The organism is Nocardia sp. BMG111209 (genome assembly GCF_000381925.1).
Lineage (GTDB): Bacteria > Actinomycetota > Actinomycetes > Mycobacteriales > Mycobacteriaceae > Nocardia.
The window spans coordinates 1018841-1034967 of sequence record NZ_KB907309.1 but is presented as its reverse complement, the minus strand read 5'-3'; the positions used below and the strand labels follow the sequence as shown (position 1 = coordinate 1034967).

The 16127-nt window shown below is 69.3% G+C and carries 12 protein-coding genes; 4 read left to right on the top strand and 8 right to left on the bottom strand.

Annotated features, from left to right (window positions below; translation table 11 throughout):
- Nucleotides 1–343: 343 nt before the first annotated feature.
- From gltB to G361_RS0135840, 3 genes are all read left to right on the top strand, one after another.
- Nucleotides 344–5011, top strand: a complete 4668-nt coding sequence (gene gltB / locus G361_RS0135850) for a glutamate synthase large subunit (RefSeq protein ID WP_026343912.1) — start codon at nucleotides 344–346, stop codon at nucleotides 5009–5011.
- Nucleotides 5004–6473, top strand: a complete 1470-nt coding sequence (locus G361_RS0135845) for a glutamate synthase subunit beta (RefSeq protein ID WP_019931971.1) — start codon at nucleotides 5004–5006, stop codon at nucleotides 6471–6473. The genes gltB and G361_RS0135845 overlap by 8 nt, the downstream gene beginning before the upstream one ends.
- Nucleotides 6474–6858: 385 nt before the next feature.
- Complete coding sequence (locus G361_RS0135840) at nucleotides 6859–7779, top strand: cutinase family protein (RefSeq protein ID WP_155981962.1); 921 nt, start codon at nucleotides 6859–6861, stop codon at nucleotides 7777–7779.
- A gap of 91 nt (nucleotides 7780–7870) precedes the next feature.
- On the opposite strand, the gene G361_RS0135835 is transcribed toward G361_RS0135840, so the two are convergent.
- From G361_RS0135835 to lysX, 4 genes are all read right to left on the bottom strand, one after another.
- Nucleotides 7871–8206, bottom strand: a complete 336-nt coding sequence (locus G361_RS0135835) for a hypothetical protein (protein WP_155981961.1) — start codon at nucleotides 8204–8206, stop codon at nucleotides 7871–7873.
- A gap of 255 nt (nucleotides 8207–8461) precedes the next feature.
- A complete protein-coding gene (locus tag G361_RS0135830) occupies nucleotides 8462–8719 on the bottom strand; it encodes a hypothetical protein (protein ID WP_019931968.1) in 258 nt (85 codons plus the stop codon).
- Between the two features lie 132 nt (nucleotides 8720–8851).
- The gene (locus G361_RS0135825; protein WP_019931967.1) at nucleotides 8852–9475 is read right to left on the bottom strand and encodes a histidine phosphatase family protein; all 624 of its coding nucleotides are present in this window, start codon (nucleotides 9473–9475) and stop codon (nucleotides 8852–8854) included.
- Between the two features lie 66 nt (nucleotides 9476–9541).
- A complete protein-coding gene (lysX, locus tag G361_RS0135820) occupies nucleotides 9542–12928 on the bottom strand; it encodes a bifunctional lysylphosphatidylglycerol synthetase/lysine--tRNA ligase LysX (protein WP_019931966.1) in 3387 nt (1128 codons plus the stop codon).
- Between the two features lie 148 nt (nucleotides 12929–13076).
- Here lysX and G361_RS0135815 point away from each other — a divergent pair, with 148 nt between their 5' ends.
- Nucleotides 13077–13301 carry an RNA-binding S4 domain-containing protein gene (locus tag G361_RS0135815; RefSeq protein WP_019931965.1) on the top strand — a complete coding sequence of 75 codons (225 nt, stop codon included), beginning with the start codon at nucleotides 13077–13079 and terminating at the stop codon, nucleotides 13299–13301.
- 11 nt (nucleotides 13302–13312) lie between these two features.
- On the opposite strand, the gene rraA is transcribed toward G361_RS0135815, so the two are convergent.
- From rraA to G361_RS0135795, 4 genes are all read right to left on the bottom strand, one after another.
- Nucleotides 13313–13798, bottom strand: coding sequence for a ribonuclease E activity regulator RraA (gene rraA / locus G361_RS0135810; RefSeq protein ID WP_019931964.1), 486 nt, complete (start codon nucleotides 13796–13798; stop codon nucleotides 13313–13315).
- Between the two features lie 125 nt (nucleotides 13799–13923).
- Nucleotides 13924–14868 (bottom strand): copper resistance D family protein, encoded by a 945-nt coding sequence (locus tag G361_RS0135805; RefSeq protein ID WP_019931963.1) that lies wholly within the window; start codon nucleotides 14866–14868, stop codon nucleotides 13924–13926.
- Complete coding sequence (locus tag G361_RS0135800) at nucleotides 14868–15422, bottom strand: copper resistance CopC family protein (RefSeq protein ID WP_019931962.1); 555 nt, start codon at nucleotides 15420–15422, stop codon at nucleotides 14868–14870. The genes G361_RS0135805 and G361_RS0135800 overlap by 1 nt, the downstream gene beginning before the upstream one ends.
- On the bottom strand, nucleotides 15419–16093 hold the full coding sequence (locus G361_RS0135795) for a YcnI family protein (protein ID WP_019931961.1): 675 nt from the start codon (nucleotides 16091–16093) through the stop codon (nucleotides 15419–15421). Before G361_RS0135795 ends, G361_RS0135800 begins: the two co-directional genes overlap by 4 nt.
- Nucleotides 16094–16127 lie beyond the last annotated feature (34 nt).

Genomic DNA, 16127 nt, shown 5'->3' with positions numbered 1-16127 from the left:
GCAACCTTAGTTGGTTGCGCCCCGGTCCTGACTTATCGTTTGCTCTGACGTCGGTACCAAATGTCCGACTGCTTCACCCGGAACGAGCCGGCCCCTCGCGGTCGGCGAATACGAGCTATCCCTACCGGGAGGGAACGGCGCGGTGTGGCGGAGACGCAGTGTCCCGCTACCACCGAGCACCCGACGACGGCATCCGGAGCGGGTGGACAACTGGAAAGTTGACTGCAGGGAAGACCATCAGCGCCGCTGGTCTGGAGAAACGTCCGTCCGGATGCAGTCTAGACGGAGGCGTTCGACGAAAGCCGCATTCATCGAAGGCCTGATTTTTTTGAAGGCAGAGGGCATGACGCAACTTCCTGGCCATAGGTCACCTGGCCCCGTCGGTCTCTATGACCCGGCGTACGAGCACGACGCCTGTGGTGTCGCGTTCGTCGTCGACATGCACGGCCGTCGCAGTCGCGACATCGTCGACAAGGCGATCACGGCGCTGCTGAACCTGGAGCATCGCGGCGCCGCCGGCGCCGAGCCCAACTCGGGCGACGGTGCCGGCATTCTCATCCAGCTCCCGGACAAGTTCTTCCGGGCCATCCTGGCCGAACAGGGGGCGGGCTTCGAGTTGCCGCCGGCCGGTTCCTACGCCACCGGTATCGCCTTCCTTCCGCAGGCCCGCCGCGAGGCCGCCCGCGCCTGCTACGGCGTGGAGAAGATCGTCAAGGAAGAGGGCCTGGCCGTCCTGGGCTGGCGCGAGGTGCCCATCGACGAGTCGTCGCTGGGTGCGCTGGCGCGCGACGCCATGCCGTCCTTCCGGCAGTTGTTCATCGCCTCGCCGGCCGACGCCGCCGAGCAGTTGTCCGGCCTCGAGCTGGAGCGCCGCGCCTACGTCGTCCGGAAGCGGGTCGAGCACGAACTGGGCCGTTCCGGCGCCGGTGAGGGCGTCGGCAAGGAGACGGTGTACTTCCCGAGCCTGTCCGGCGAGACCTTCGTCTACAAGGGCATGTTCACCACTCCGCAGCTGCGGGCGTTCTATCTGGACCTGCAGGACGACCGCATCGAGTCGGCACTGGGCGTGGTGCACTCCCGCTTCTCCACCAATACCTTCCCGTCCTGGCCGCTCGCGCACCCGTACCGCCGGGTCGCGCACAACGGTGAGATCAACACCGTCACCGGCAACGAGAACTGGATGCGCGCCCGCGAGGCGCTGCTGAACTCCGACGTGTTCGGCTACGACCAGTCCGGCAACAACCGGCTGGAGAAGATCTTCCCGGTCTGTACCAAGGGGGCCAGCGATACGGCCCGCTTCGACGAGGTGCTGGAACTGCTGCACCTCGGCGGCCGCAGCCTGCCCCACGCGGTGCTGATGATGATTCCCGAGGCGTGGGAGCGGCACGAGTCGATGGACCCGGCCCGTCGCGCCTTCTACCGCTACCACTCGATGCTGATGGAGCCGTGGGACGGCCCGGCCTCGGTGGTGTTCACCGACGGCACGGTCGTCGGCGCGGTGCTCGACCGCAACGGCCTGCGTCCGTCCCGCATCTGGGTCACCGACGACGGCCTGGTCGTGATGGCCTCCGAGGTCGGCGTGCTCGACATCGATCCGGCCCGGGTGGTCCGCAAGGTCCGGCTGCAGCCGGGCCGGATGTTCCTGGTCGACACCTCGCAGGGCCGCATCATCGGCGACGACGAGATCAAGTCCGAACTGGCCGCGTCGCAGCCGTACCAGCAGTGGCTGGACGAGGGCGTCGTCAAGCTCGCCGACCTGCCCGACCGGCCGCACGTGCACATGCCGCACGATCGGGTGCGGATCCGGCAGCAGATCTTCGGCTACACCACCGAGGATCTGAACATCCTGGTCTCGCCGATGGCCATCACCGGCGCCGAGGCGCTCGGCTCGATGGGTACCGACACCCCGATCGCGGTGCTGTCGGCCCGGCCGCGGCTGCTGTTCGACTACTTCTCACAGCTGTTCGCCCAGGTCACCAACCCGCCGCTGGACGCGATCCGGGAAGAGGTGGTGACCAGCCTGCGCGGCACCATCGGCCCCGAGGCCGACCTGCTGCATCCGGGCCCGGAGTCCTGCCGGCAGATCACCATCACCCAGCCGATTCTCGACAACGACGAGTTGTCGAAGCTGATCCACATCAACGACGACGGCAGCCGGCCGGATCTGCGCTCGGTGGTCGTGCACGGCCTGTACCCGGTGCGCAAGGGCGGCAAGGGGCTGCGCAAGGCGCTGGAGGCGGTCAACACCCAGGTGTCGGCGGCCATCGAGGGCGGCGCGCGGATCATCATCCTGTCCGACCGCGAATCCAACGAGAAGCTGGCGCCGATCCCGTCGCTGCTGCTCACCGCGTCGGTGCACCACCATCTGGTGCGGGACCGCACCCGGACCCAGGTCGGCCTGGTGGTCGAGGCCGGTGACGCCCGCGAGGTGCACCACATGGCCCTGCTGAACGGGTTCGGCGCGGCCGCGGTGAATCCGTACATGGTCTTCGAGTCGATCGAGGACATGCTCGAGCGGGGCGCGCTGTCGCTCGGCAAGAACAGCGCGGGCAGTATAGCGGCCGACTACCGCAAGGCGGTCGCCAACTACAGCAAGGCCGCGAGCAAGGGTGTGCTGAAGGTGATGTCCAAGATGGGCATCTCCACCATCGCCTCCTACCGCGGCGCGCAGCTGTTCCAGGTCGTGGGCCTGTCCCAGGAGCTGGTCGACCGGTACTTCACCGGCCTGCTCTCGCCGCTGGACGGCATCGGGCTCGACGACATCGCCACCGATGTGGCGGCCCGGCACAGCGTCGCCTACCTGGAGAACCACAACGAGCGCGCGCACCGCGAACTCGAGGTCGGCGGCGAGTACCAGTGGCGGCGTGAGGGCGAGTACCACCTGTTCAACCCGGATACGGTGTTCAAGCTGCAGCACGCCACCCGCAGCGGTCAGTACCGGATCTTCAAGGAGTACACCAAGCTCGTCGACGACCAGTCCGAGCGGCTGGCCTCGCTGCGCGGCCTGTTCGCCTTCAAGACCGGTGACCGCCGGCCGATCTCGATCGATGAGGTCGAGCCCGCCACCGAGATCGTGAAGCGGTTCTCCACCGGCGCGATGAGCTACGGCTCGATCTCCTCGGAGGCGCACGAGACCCTCGCGATCGCGATGAACCGGCTCGGCGGCCGCTCCAACTCCGGTGAGGGCGGCGAACATCCGGCCCGCTTCGAGGTCGAGGAGAACGGCGACTGGCGGCGCAGTGCGGTCAAGCAGGTGGCCTCCGGCCGCTTCGGCGTGACCGCGCACTACCTGACCAACTGCACCGATATCCAGATCAAGATGGCCCAGGGCGCCAAGCCCGGTGAGGGCGGTCAGCTGCCGGCGCACAAGGTCTACCCGTGGGTGGCCGAGGTGCGGCACTCGACGCCGGGCGTCGGCCTGATCTCGCCGCCGCCGCATCACGACATCTACTCGATCGAGGATCTGGCCCAGCTGATCCACGACCTGAAGAACGCGAATCCGCAGGCGCGGATTCACGTGAAACTTGTCGCGGAGCCGGGTGTCGGCACCGTCGCCGCGGGCGTCTCCAAGGCGCACGCCGATGTGGTGCTCATCTCCGGCCACGACGGCGGCACCGGCGCCTCGCCGCTCACCTCGCTGAAGCACGCGGGCGGTCCCTGGGAGCTCGGCCTCGCCGAGACCCAGCAGACGCTGCTGCTCAACGGGCTGCGCGATCGCATCGTGGTGCAGGTCGACGGTCAGATGAAGACCGGCCGCGACGTCGTCGTCGCCGCACTGCTCGGCGCCGAGGAGTACGGCTTCGCGACCGCGCCGCTGGTGGTCTCCGGCTGCATCATGATGCGGGTCTGCCACCTGGACACCTGCCCGGTGGGCGTGGCCACGCAGAATCCGGTGCTGCGGCAGCGGTTCACGGGTAAGCCGGAGTTCGTCGAGAACTTCATGCTGTTCATCGCGGAGGAGGTGCGCGAGCACCTGGCCGCGTTGGGCCTGCGCACGCTGGACGAGGCGATCGGCCGGGTCGAACTGCTCGACACCGCTCGTGCCAAGGAGCATTGGAAGGCGAGCAAGCTCGACCTGTCGCCGATCCTCCACGAGACCGAGACGGCCTTCATGTACCAGGACCGTCGCAACACCAAGTCCCAGGACCACGGTCTGGACAAGGCGCTGGACAACCAGCTCATCGCCCAGGCCGCCGATGCCCTGGAGCGCGGTAAGCCGGTGAAGTTCGATACCAAGATCACGAACGTGAACCGGACCGTCGGCACGATGCTCGGCCACGAGGTGACCAAGCTCTACGGTGGCGCGGGCCTGCCCGACAACACCATCGACATCACCTTCACCGGATCCGCGGGCAACAGCTTCGGCGCGTTCGTCCCGGCGGGTATCACCCTGCGGGTGCTCGGCGATGCCAACGACTATGTCGGCAAGGGGCTTTCGGGTGGCCACCTGGTGGTGCGCCCGTCGCTGAACGCCCCGGCGGATTTCGTCGCCGAGGACAACATCATCGCGGGCAACGTGATCCTGTTCGGCGCGACCAGCGGTGCGGCGTTCATCCGCGGCGTCGTGGGTGAGCGGTTCGCCGTGCGCAACTCGGGCGCCACCGCGGTGGTCGAGGGCGTCGGCGACCATGCCTGTGAGTACATGACCGGCGGCCGGGTGGTCGTGCTCGGCGCGACCGGCCGCAACTTCGGCGCCGGCATGTCCGGCGGCGTGGCCTACGTCTACAACCCCGAGGGCACCTTCGCCACGAATATCTCGGCGGAGCAGGCGGAGGCGATCGAGCAGCTGTCCGGTGACGACTTCACCTGGCTGCACGATATCGTCACCCGTCACCGTGACGAAACGGGTTCGGCCGTGGCCGAGGCCATTCTCGGCGACTGGTCGCAACAGGTGAACCACTTCGTCAAGGTCATGCCGCGCGATTACAAGAAGGTTCTGCTCGCTATCTCCGAGGCTGAGAAGAACGGTCGGGACGTGGAGGAAGCGATCATGGAGGCTGCACGTGGCTGACGCACAGGGATTCCTGAAGCACACGAGCCGGGAACTGCCGAAGCGCCGTCCGGTGCCGCTGCGCCTGCTGGACTGGAAAGAGGTGTACGAGGAGAAGTTCTCCCACGACACCCTGCAGACCCAGGCGAGCCGCTGCATGGATTGCGGTATCCCGTTCTGCCACCACGGTTGTCCGCTCGGCAATCTGATTCCCGAGTGGAACGACCTGGTGTACAAGGGCCGGTGGCGCGACGGTATCGATCGCCTGCACGCCACGAACAACTTCCCGGAATTCACCGGGCGGCTGTGCCCGGCGCCGTGCGAGGCGTCGTGCGTGCTCGGTATCAACCAGGATCCGGTGACCATCAAGCAGGTCGAGGTCGAACTCATCGAGAACGCCTTCGACGAGGGCTGGGTGCAGCCGGTCTACCCGACCCGGCTGACCGGTAAGCGGGTCGCCGTGGTGGGCTCCGGCCCCGCCGGCCTGGCCGCCGCCCAGCAGCTGACCCGGGCCGGTCACACCGTGACCGTGTTCGAGCGCGACGACCGCATCGGCGGTCTGATGCGCTACGGCATCCCGGAATTCAAGATGGAGAAGCGGTTCATCGACCGCCGGATCGCGCAGATGGAGGCCGAGGGCACCATCTTCAAGCCCGGGGTGAACGTCGGCGTCGACATCACCGCGGCCCAGCTGCGGGAGCGGTTCGATGCGGTGGTGCTGGCCGGTGGCTCGACGATCGCTCGCGATCTGCCGGTGCCGGGCCGCGACCTCGACGGCGTGCACCAGGCGATGGAATTCCTGCCGCAGGCCAACCGGGTCCAGCTCGGCGACGACATCGCCGACGCGGACGGGCTGCCGCCCATTCACGCCAAGGGCAAGAAGGTCGTGATCATCGGCGGTGGCGATACCGGCGCGGACTGCCTGGGCACCTCGCACCGGCAGGGTGCGGCGAGTGTGCACCAGTTCGAGATCATGCCGCGGCCGCCGGCCGCGCGGGCCGATTCCACCCCGTGGCCGACCTACCCGCTGATGTACCGGGTGTCCTCGGCGCACGAGGAGGGCGGCGAGCGCGTCTACTCGGTCAACACCGAGCGGTTCGTCGGCGAGGACGGCAAGGTCACCGGCCTGCAGGCGCACGAGGTGACCATGGTCAACGGTCGGTTCGAGAAGGTGGAGGGTACCGACTTCACCATCGAGACCGATCTGGTGCTGCTGGCCATGGGTTTCGTCGGCCCGCAGAAGCGGGGTCTGCTCGAGGATCTGGGCATCGGCTACGACCAGCGCGGCAACGTCATGCGCGACAACAACTGGCAGACAACGGTTCCCGGCGTATTCGTGGCCGGTGACATGGGCCGTGGCCAGTCGCTGATCGTGTGGGCCATCGCCGAGGGTCGTTCCGCCGCCGCCGCGGCCGACCGGTACCTGGAGGGTGAGAGCGCGCTGCCCGCGCCGATCACGCCGACCGCCGTCGCCCAGCGATAGTCCGGCAACTCGCGCACCGCTCGACCGGCCGGTGTTGCCCGGCGATAACCGGCGACCGCCGAACCGCGCCGGATCGGCGTTTTCGGTAGCCGGGATCGGCCGGAATGCGACATCCCCGCGGATCGAATCCGCGGGGATGTCGCATTTCCGCCTCCGCGGATCGACAGCGATTCGCCACGGCCACTGTGTGTATCGCCGAAACGCGCCGAGGTGACGAGCGGGGATGCCGCCGACCGTTTATGCTGTTCGCGGAGATCGCCGACGGGGTACAGGTAGCGGGTAACCAGTTTCACGAACGTTAACCACACCGCCGTTCCACGCCGACACGATGATCACCCAAACATGGTCGGAAGCCCCAGGGTCGGGCTGGCTGAACTGGAGCAGTATGCGGTTGAAGAGGATTGCTGCCGCCACCGCAGTGGCCGCGGCAACAACGCTGGGCTCGATGTCCGGTATCGCGTTCGGAAATGGTGTCGCGGCAGCCGATCCGGGGTGCCCCGATCTGTATGTTGTTGCGATCCCGGGTACTTGGGAGACCGGTAAGGATCGCCCGGAGGACATGACCGGTCCGGGCATGCTCTCCGGCGTGACCCGCGGGCTACCGGGGTCGGTGGACGTCGACTATGTCGACTACGCCGCGACCGCCTTCCCGTGGGAGGGCGACATCTACGGCGCGTCCAAGAAACAGGCCGTCGACAATGCGCGCGGCCTGATCGGCAGTATGGCCGCCCGTTGTGGCGCAACGCGTTTCGCCATCGTCGGGTACAGCCAGGGCGCCGACGCCGCGGGTGATCTCGCGGCCGAGATCGGTACCGGGATCGGCGTGGTGCCGCCCGCTCGGGTGGCCGGCGTGGGCCTGATCTCCGATCCGCGGCGGTCGCCGACCGATGTGCAGGTCGGCCCGCTGGTCAGCGGCGCCGGCGCCGGTGGGCCGCGCGTGGGCGGGTTCGGATTCCTCAGCGATCGGGTGCGGACCATCTGCGCCGAGGGCGATCTGTACTGCTCCACCGACGACCAGGACTACCTGTTCCGGATGGCGGGCTTCCTCGCTCAGGCGTCGGATCCGAGCCCGATCAACCTGTGGCGGTACCAGATGGAGGCCGGTTCGATCATCGGCGACCTGATGGCGCACGGTGGCGTGGCCACCCTGGGCTCGCAGCTCACCGAGGATGCCAACAAGGAGCGGATGCAGCAGCTGACCGACTTCTACGGTTCCGGCGCGCACACCTCCTACGGCTTCTATCAGGTCGACGGCGGGCAGTCCGCGATCGGCTGGATGCACAACTGGATCGCCGGCATGGCCTGATCCACCGCGAGACACCGAAGGCCACTCCCGTTGCGGGAGTGGCCTTCGCTGTTGTCGGCGACCGGAAACTACCGGGCGCCCGCGCTGTTCGTCAGCCGAAGGAGCCGGTGGGCGGCAGCGGCGGGTAGCCGGGGCCACCCGGCCACGGGCCGTGGTCACGATCGTGATCCCACGGGCCGTGGTCGCGGTCGTGATCCCAGGGGCCGTGGTCGCGGTCGTGATCCCAGGGGCCGTGGTCGTGATCGTGATCCCAGGGGCCGTGGTCGTGGTCGTGATCCCAGTCGATCGCGACGGCATTCGGGGTGGCGTCGTCGGCGGCGGCCAGCGCCGGCGCGGCGACCGCGGCCAGCGGGGCGGCGAGCAGGGCGCCGGCGACCGCGATGCGGGCCGTCACCCGCCGGCCGCGAGTTGTCTTCGTGGAGCGCAACGGAATGCCTTTCTGTCGAGAACATGAGTCACGCCTGTGCGACGGCTCATGGTTCTCCATGCAAGGGTGGATACCTGAACGGCACGTGCGATCAACCTTAAAGTCCGCTGGGAATCGCGGCTAATGACTTGACGTGATGTCCTAAATGCGCCAACGATTTTCGCGTTCAGGCCGCTGAAATGCCGAGAGCCACATCCGCGCGGATGTGGCTCTCGTTGTCGCCGTGGAAATTCCACGGTGGCCGATCGGCGGATATCAGCCGAACGAGCCGGTCGGCGGCATCGGCGGCAGCGGCTGATCCGGGCCGTGGTCGTGATCGCGGTCCCGCGGGCCGCCGTCGTGGTCCCGGTGATCGCCGGGGCCGCCGTCGTGATCGTGATCCCAGTCGACGGAGATCGCGGTCTGCGGCGAGTCGGGGGTGGCGGCGGACGCGGAGACGGCGAGTGCGGTCAGCGGGGCGGCGAGCACGACGCCGGCGACGGCGATCCGGGCCGCCATCCGGCGGGACTTCATGGTGGAAAGCAACGTAGGGCCTCTCTGTTCGGTCCGGCCGCCGATCCGGCGGCCACAGGAACCATGTAACAGGGCGTTGCTTGGACCGGTGTAGCAGTGCGCTGGCAGGTGGCTGGGAACCGTACGCCGGAATCAGGCCTGGGAGATATTGCGTGGCAACAGGTCCCAGACGTGGCCGTTCTCGTTGATCGTGGCCACCGTGCGACGGCCGGTGCGCGACTGCAGGATTCGGGTGACCGAGCAGTAGTCGATCGGGAAGGTCAGCGGCAGTTCCAGATTCAGCAGATGTTGCAAGGTGGTGTTGACCACACCGCCGTGGGCGAAGGCGACCACGGTATCGGCCGGATCGGCCGCGCCGATCACCTCGTCGACGGCCGCCCGCACCCGGGCGCCGAAGGCGTCGGCGTCGATCGACTCCGGCAGATATCCGGCCTTGATCCGCTCGTACGCGGCCTGGGTGTTCAGGTCGCTGTCGCGGGCCTGTTCGATCGGCAGGTAGAGCGGCAGGCCGAGATCGTATTCCGCCAGCCCCTCGACGATCTCGACCGTCAGGCCGAGCTTCTCGGCCAGCGGCGCCGCGGTCTCGCGGGCCCGGCGCTGGGGGCTGCTCACCACGCGGGCGATCCGATGGTGGGCCAGCGCCGCCGGGACCCGCGCGGCCTGGGCCCAGCCGATGTCGGTCAGTTCCGGGTCGGCGATCCCGGTGGACGTGACCACCCGTTGCGGCTGGGCGTGGCGAACGAAGACGAGTTGCATGTCATTCACTGTGCCGTACCCGATTCGCCCGGTCCGCACGGACCCGGGCGATCGGTGCCCGCCGCCCTAGGAGGTCCGGGGTTTGACCAGCGGGAACGGCAGCGTCTCGCGGATGCTGCGGCCGGTGATCAGCATGACCACGCGGTCCACACCCACGCCCAGCCCGCCGGTCGGCGGCATCGCGAATTCCAGGGCCTGCAGGAAGTCCTCGTCCAGTTCCATCGCCTCCGGATCACCGCCGGCGGCCAGCAGCGACTGCTCGGTGAGCCGGTCGCGCTGTTCCAGGGGGTTGGTCAGCTCGCTGTAGGCGGTGCCGAGTTCCACTCCCCAGGCCACCAGATCCCAGCGTTCGGCCACCCCCGGGGTGCTGCGGTGGGCGCGGGTCAGCGGCGAGACCGAGGTGGGGAAGTCGATGTAGAAGGTCGGCTCCTCGGTCCGCGACTCCACCAGATGTTCGTACATCTCCAGCACCACCTGACCGGCGTCCCAGCCGTACTGGAACGGCACGCCCGCCTTGTCGCAGAGCACGCGTAGTCGTTCCAGATCGGTGTCCGGGGTGACGGTTTCGGCCAGCGCGTCCGAGATCGCGCCGTGCACCGTGCGCACCGGCCAGTCACCGGAGATGTCCACCTCGGCGAGGGTGCCGTCCGGTTGCGGCCGCAGGGCCACGCAGCTGCCGTTGGCGGCGACCGCGGCGTTCTGGATCAGCTGCCGGCACGCGTGCATCATGCGTTCGTAGTCGCTGTGCGCCTCGTACGCCTCCAGGATCGTGAACTCCGGATTGTGACTGAAGTCCACTCCCTCGTTGCGGAATACCCGGCCCAGTTCGAACACCTTCTCCACGCCGCCCACGCACAGACGCTTCAGGTACAGCTCGGGGGCGATGCGCAGATACAGGTCGAGGTCGTAGGCGTTGATGTGGGTGGCGAACGGGGTCGCGTTGGCGCCGCCGTGCACCTGTTGCAGCACCGGCGTCTCCACCTCCAGGAAATCCCAGGCGGTGAGGGTGTCGCGCAGCGCCTTCATCACCGCGCTGCGTTTGGCCAGGACCTCGCGGGTGTCGGTGCTGATCGCCATGTCGACGTAGCGCTGCCGGACCCGCGCCTCCGGATCGGCCAGGCCGCGCCACTTGTCGGGCAGCGGGTGCAGGCATTTGCCGATCATCCGCCAGTCCGCGGCGAGCAGCGACAGCTCACCGCTGCGGCTGTGCCCGATCTGGCCGCTGACCTCGATCAGATCGCCGAGGTCGAAGAATCCGTCGAATTCGTGCAGCCGGGCCGGGCCGACCCGGCCCCGATCGATGACCAGCTGGATCTCCCCGGACCAGTCGCGCAGCAGGGCGAAGATGACGCCGCCGTAGTCGCGGATGCGCAGCAGTCGCCCGCACACCCGGACCGTGGTGCCCTTCGGCGACTTCCGGGCCGCGGCGACGGCATGGGTCGGGGGATAGGCCACCGGATAGGCGTCCATCCCGGCCTCCTCCAGCCGGCGCACCTTGTCCATGCGGACCCGGACCTGTTCGGGGCGGCGGGCGACGGCCTGTTGCCGTTCCGCGGGCGGCAGCTCCGGCGGGCTGCCGTCGGCGTGCAGTCCGCACAGGGCCGCGGGGACCGCCGGATGCAGGCCGGTGTGTTCCATGGCGTCGGGCTGTTTCCCGAGGCGCGGCAGGAAACCCTCCGCCAGCGCGCTCGCGACGCCGACCCGCAGCAGCTGGCGGCGCTCCTCGAACAACAGGAAGCGCGGCACCCACAGCGGCTGATACTTCACGTTGGAGCGGTACAGCGCCTCCAGCTGCCACCAGCGCGAGAAGAACATCAGTACCCCGCGCCACAACCGCAGCACCGGACCGGCGCCGATCCGGCCGCCCTCCTCGAACACCGACCGGAACACCGCGAAGTTCAGCGAGACCCGGGTGATGCCGTACTGCTCCGAGGTGAGCGCCAGCTGGGAGATCATCAGTTCCATGATCCCGTTGGGGCCCCGGGGATCCCGGCGCATCAGATCCAGTGAGACCCCGGTGCGGCCCCACGGCACCAGCGAGATCATGCCCCACACCCGGCCGTCGCCGTCGTCGCCCACCCCGGCGTCGGGTGCGGCCGGGCCGACCGCCTCGACCAGCAGGCAGTTGCCGTCGAGCTGATCGCCGAGACGGCCCAGCGCCATCGAGAATCCGCGCTCGGTCTCGGTGTCGCGCCAGGTGTCGGCGCGGGCGATCACCCGCTGTAGTTCCGCGTCGGACAGCTCGCTGTGCCGCCGGACCCGGACCGAGATGCCGTGCTTCAGCAGCCGATTGGCCGCCTGCCGGACCTGTTTCATATCCGGGCCCGCCAGCGAGAACGACCGGGTGTCGAGAATCGCCTCGTCGCCGAGGCGCAGCGCCGACAGCCCGGCCCGGCGATAGGCGTTGGCGCCCAGCTCGCTCGCGCCCATCACCGCGGGCGCCCAGCCGTACTGATCGGCCACCTGCAGCCACGCGTCGACCGCCTGCGGCCAGGCCTCGCGCATCCCGATCGGATCGCCGGAGGCCAGGCACACACCGAGTTCCACCCGGTAGGTGACCGCCGCCTTACCGCTCGGCGCGAAGGCCACCGCCTTGTCGCGGCGGGTGGCGAAGTAGCCCAGCGAATCCTCGACGTCGGACCGTTCCAGCAGGCCGCGCAGCGCCGACTCGTCCAGGCCGGTCATCGCGTTGGAGGACCGTTGCGACCGGAACAGCACGATCGCGGCCGCCAGCAGCGCCATCGCGCCGAACAGGCCGAGCAGCAGGTTCACCCAGTGCCGCGGGCTGCCGCGGAAGTTGTTGGTGTCCACCAGGATCGTCGCGGTGACCTTCGCGAGCGCCCACAGCGGACGTTCCACGCCGCGCGGCAGGCTGCCGGGGAACAGCTCCACCAGCCCCCAGCCCAGCAGCCAGCCGATCGCCAGCCCGCCGGCCAGTACGCCGAGCGCCTTCCACACCGCGCCGCGGCGCACCTGGGTGTAGAACTCGGGCCAGGCGGCGATCAGCAGGACCACCACCACCGCGTGGACGATGAACGCGGCCAACGCGTTCCAGTCCTGTTCGTCGGCGAAGTCGAGGGTGTTGGCGACCGCGAACAGCGCCATGTACCCCACGACCAGCCACCAGGCGATCCGTTTGCGTCCGGCGGTCGCGCCCGCCAGCAGCCCGATCACCAGTGCCCAGACCAGGCTGGTCTCCGGTGCGTCGAAGTAATAGGCGTCGATGTAGCGCCGCGGCACCGCGATGATGTAGCGCAGCCCGGGGGAGATACTCCACAACGCGCACAGGACCGCGAAGATCCCCAGTACCAGCCCGGCGAAATGCGGCACCTCACCGAATCGGCCGTGGCCGCGGTGGGGCACCTCCGGCGATTCCGAGCCGCGCCGGTCGCCCGGCCGGTCGGCGGGCGGTGGTGTGGCAGTGCCGAACTGCCGGTCCTGCGTCGAGGTCACCGCACCAGTGTGAATGTTGTCCTCACTCGATCGCAGAAGGTCGCCGGGTATGTCCGCGTCGCCGCTCGCCCGGCCGGTCGGCTCGGGAACGCCCCGGGCGCGGGGGTCGGATTCGGTTCCTCCCGTGCGGGAAGGTAATGATGTACCCATGTCGGATCCAGTCGATGTGCCGATCGATGACGACGTCATTCGCCTCGGGCAGTTCTTGAAGCTGGCCAACCTCATCGAATCGGGCGCGGAGGCCAAGACGGTGATCGCCTCGGGGCTGGTCCGGGTGAACGACGAAGTCGAGTTGCGCCGCGGCCGGCAGCTGCATTCCGGTGACGTGGTCGCGCTGGCCGGGCACCTGGTCCGGGTCGTCACCGTCGGCTGACCGGCGCTCGCTCATTCGGCGCGGACGACGATCCCGTCGTGGTCGCTGTACACCATATCGCCCGGCGTGAAGGTGACCCCGCCGAATTCGACCGGGACGTCGCGCTCGCCCGATCCGGTCTGCGTGCTCTTGCGCGGGTTGGTACCCAGCGCCTTCAGACCGATGTCCAGCGTGCGCAATTCGGCCGAATCGCGGATCGCGCCGTGCACGATCACCCCCGACCAGCCGTTGGCGACGCCGCGACCGGCGATGATGTCGCCGACCAGCGCGGTGTGCACGCTCGCGCCGCCGTCGACGACCAGTACCCGGCCCGCGCCCGGCTCGCCCAGGGTCTGCTTGACCAGCAAATTGTCCTGAAAACAGCGGATCGTGACGATGCGGCCCGCGAACGCCGCGCGGCCACCGAACTGCGTGAACTGGGTGTCGCAACTCCGGATGTCGGGACCGATCTCGTCCGCGAGATCGGCGGTGGCGACTGTCTTTGCTGTTTCGGTCACGGGAGCAAGCTTGCCACGACTGGGTCACCGGCTCCCTGAGACCTTTCTGCCGGATTTCTCGAGATGCCTCGAGACGGCGGCGAACCGCCCGCGGAGGTGATACCGCCGAGCGGGGCGAACCACCGTCAGGCGGTGACCGCCAGCGTGGCCGCGAGTCCGTACACGATCGCCATCGCGAGTACCTCGGTCACGGCGCGTCGCAGCGAACCCTCGGCACTGACCCGATGCGCCGCGGCCCGCGGTACCCAGGTCCGCCGCCACCACCAGCCCAGGACCAGCAGTTCCACCAGCAGTGCGGTCTTGGCGAGCAGGATGTGGCCGTATCCGGTGGTGACCAGCGGGGTGAGCCCGCCGAGCCGGACCAGGGCGTTGCACACGCCGGTCGCGGTCACCGCGATCGCGGCCGGCATCGCCCAGCGCGAGTACTGCGGCAACAGTGCCGCCCAGTCGCCGCGGCTGCGGATCACCACGGCCAGCGCCACCAGCAGCCCGAACCACGCCGCCGCGGCCAGCGCGTGCACCGCCGCCAGCAGCGAACCGAACGGCTGCTGCGACATGTGCCCGGTGATCGGCCGCAGGGTCACCGTCACCGCGGCGAACACCAGCACCGGATCGGCCGCCGCGCGTCCGGGCCGGCGGAAGGCCGCGGCACTGTAGGCGGCGATCAGGCCGGTCCCGATCAGCACCGCGATGCCGACCTGTCCGGTGCTGACCTTCGTGAGATAGGTGCCGAACTGCCCGGCCCCCAGCCGGATCACCGCCACCCCCGCCACCTCGGCCGCCTGACAGCCGAGCAGGACCAGTTCCAGGATCGCCCACAGTCCGGCGAGCGCGGCCAGTGGCCGCCAGGCCGGTGGGCTCCCCGGACCCTGCAACCGCGGTAGCAGGGCCAGGCCGAGCACCGTAGCCCCGGCGCAGTCGGCCAGCCCCCGGATCGGCGCCTCGAACTGCACCGGATCGGGGGTGGCCAGCATCCAGGCCCACGCCGCGCCCACCAGCGCGGCCGGGACGACCAGCAGCAGTGCCGAACGCCGGGCGCCGAAACCGCCGTGGGTCGTCTTACCGGTCACTACGTCGCCGTGCCCTTCCCACGGCCGCGGGGCCCACCGAACAACGCGAACAGCAGTCCGCCGCCGAACAGCACGACCGCGGCGACGATGAACACCCACAGCGGGACGCCGCCGGAACCGCTGCCGGCCACCGGATTACCGTCGGCATCGGCCGCCTTCGGCCCGGGGGCGCCGGTCCCGGCCCGGGTCAGCGTGAAACTGCGGGTGCCGCTGACCGGATGGCCGTCGGCGGAGGTCACCCGGTAGGCGACCGTGTACGTCCCCACCGGTCCCAGCTCACCGACCGGCACGCTGATCACCGGCCCGGCGATGGTCGGCTGTCCTTTGGACCACAGGTTGCCGTCCGGGCCCACCACGGTGAGCGCCGGGAAGCTGGTCTGCAGATTCTCGTTGAACGTCAGGCTGACCCGGGCCGGTCCGCTGTCCAGCCGGGCACCGTCGGCCGGATCGGTCGACACCACGATCGAATGCGCGGCCGCCGGGCCCGCGGCCGAGACCGCGAGCCCGCCGAACAGCAGCCCGGCGACCAGGCCGGCGAGCAGTTTCCGGATCATGACCGCCGGCCCCGCAGCACACTGCCCAGCCCGAGCGCGGCGCCCAGCGCGCCGAGCGCCAGGCCGATCCCGCCGAGCCAGCGCGCGGTGTCGTCGGAGCCGTGATCGTCGTCGTGCCCGGCGGCCTCGGCGGGGGTACCGGCCGGGGCGTCCATATGACCGTGGTGGTCGCCACCGCCCGCGGCCAGGGTCAGCATCGGCGCGGGATGTTCCGGCTCCTGACCGTCCGGGCCCATCGGCTGATTCCAGTCGACGACCTTGCCGTCGCTGTAGGTCTGGGATGCCGGGAGGCTGACCGAATCCTGTTTCGGCAGTAGGCCGACCGAGAGGACGAAGCGCTGGAAGTGTCCCGGGCCGACACCCGGATTACCCGGGTCGGCGGTCCAGGTGACGGCGACGACCTGGTTCTTGTCGTTCTTGTCGACCTTGGCGGTCCAGCCGGCCAGCGGTTCGGTGAGGGCCGAGGATACTCCCGGCAGCTGGACCGACAACTTGGTGGTGGACGCGGTCTCCGATTCGGTCGGCACCCGGAAGGTGACGACCCCGTAGCCGCCCTGGGTCGCACCCGGGGCGTCGGCGGTGACGTGGGCGGCGGCGGTCCCGGCGGCCAGGAGGGTCAGCCCGGCGACGGCGCCGGAGGCGAGCAGGACGCGCGACAGCGCAACAGACATGAGGATGCTGCTTTCTCTGTGGAGTGCGGATCCC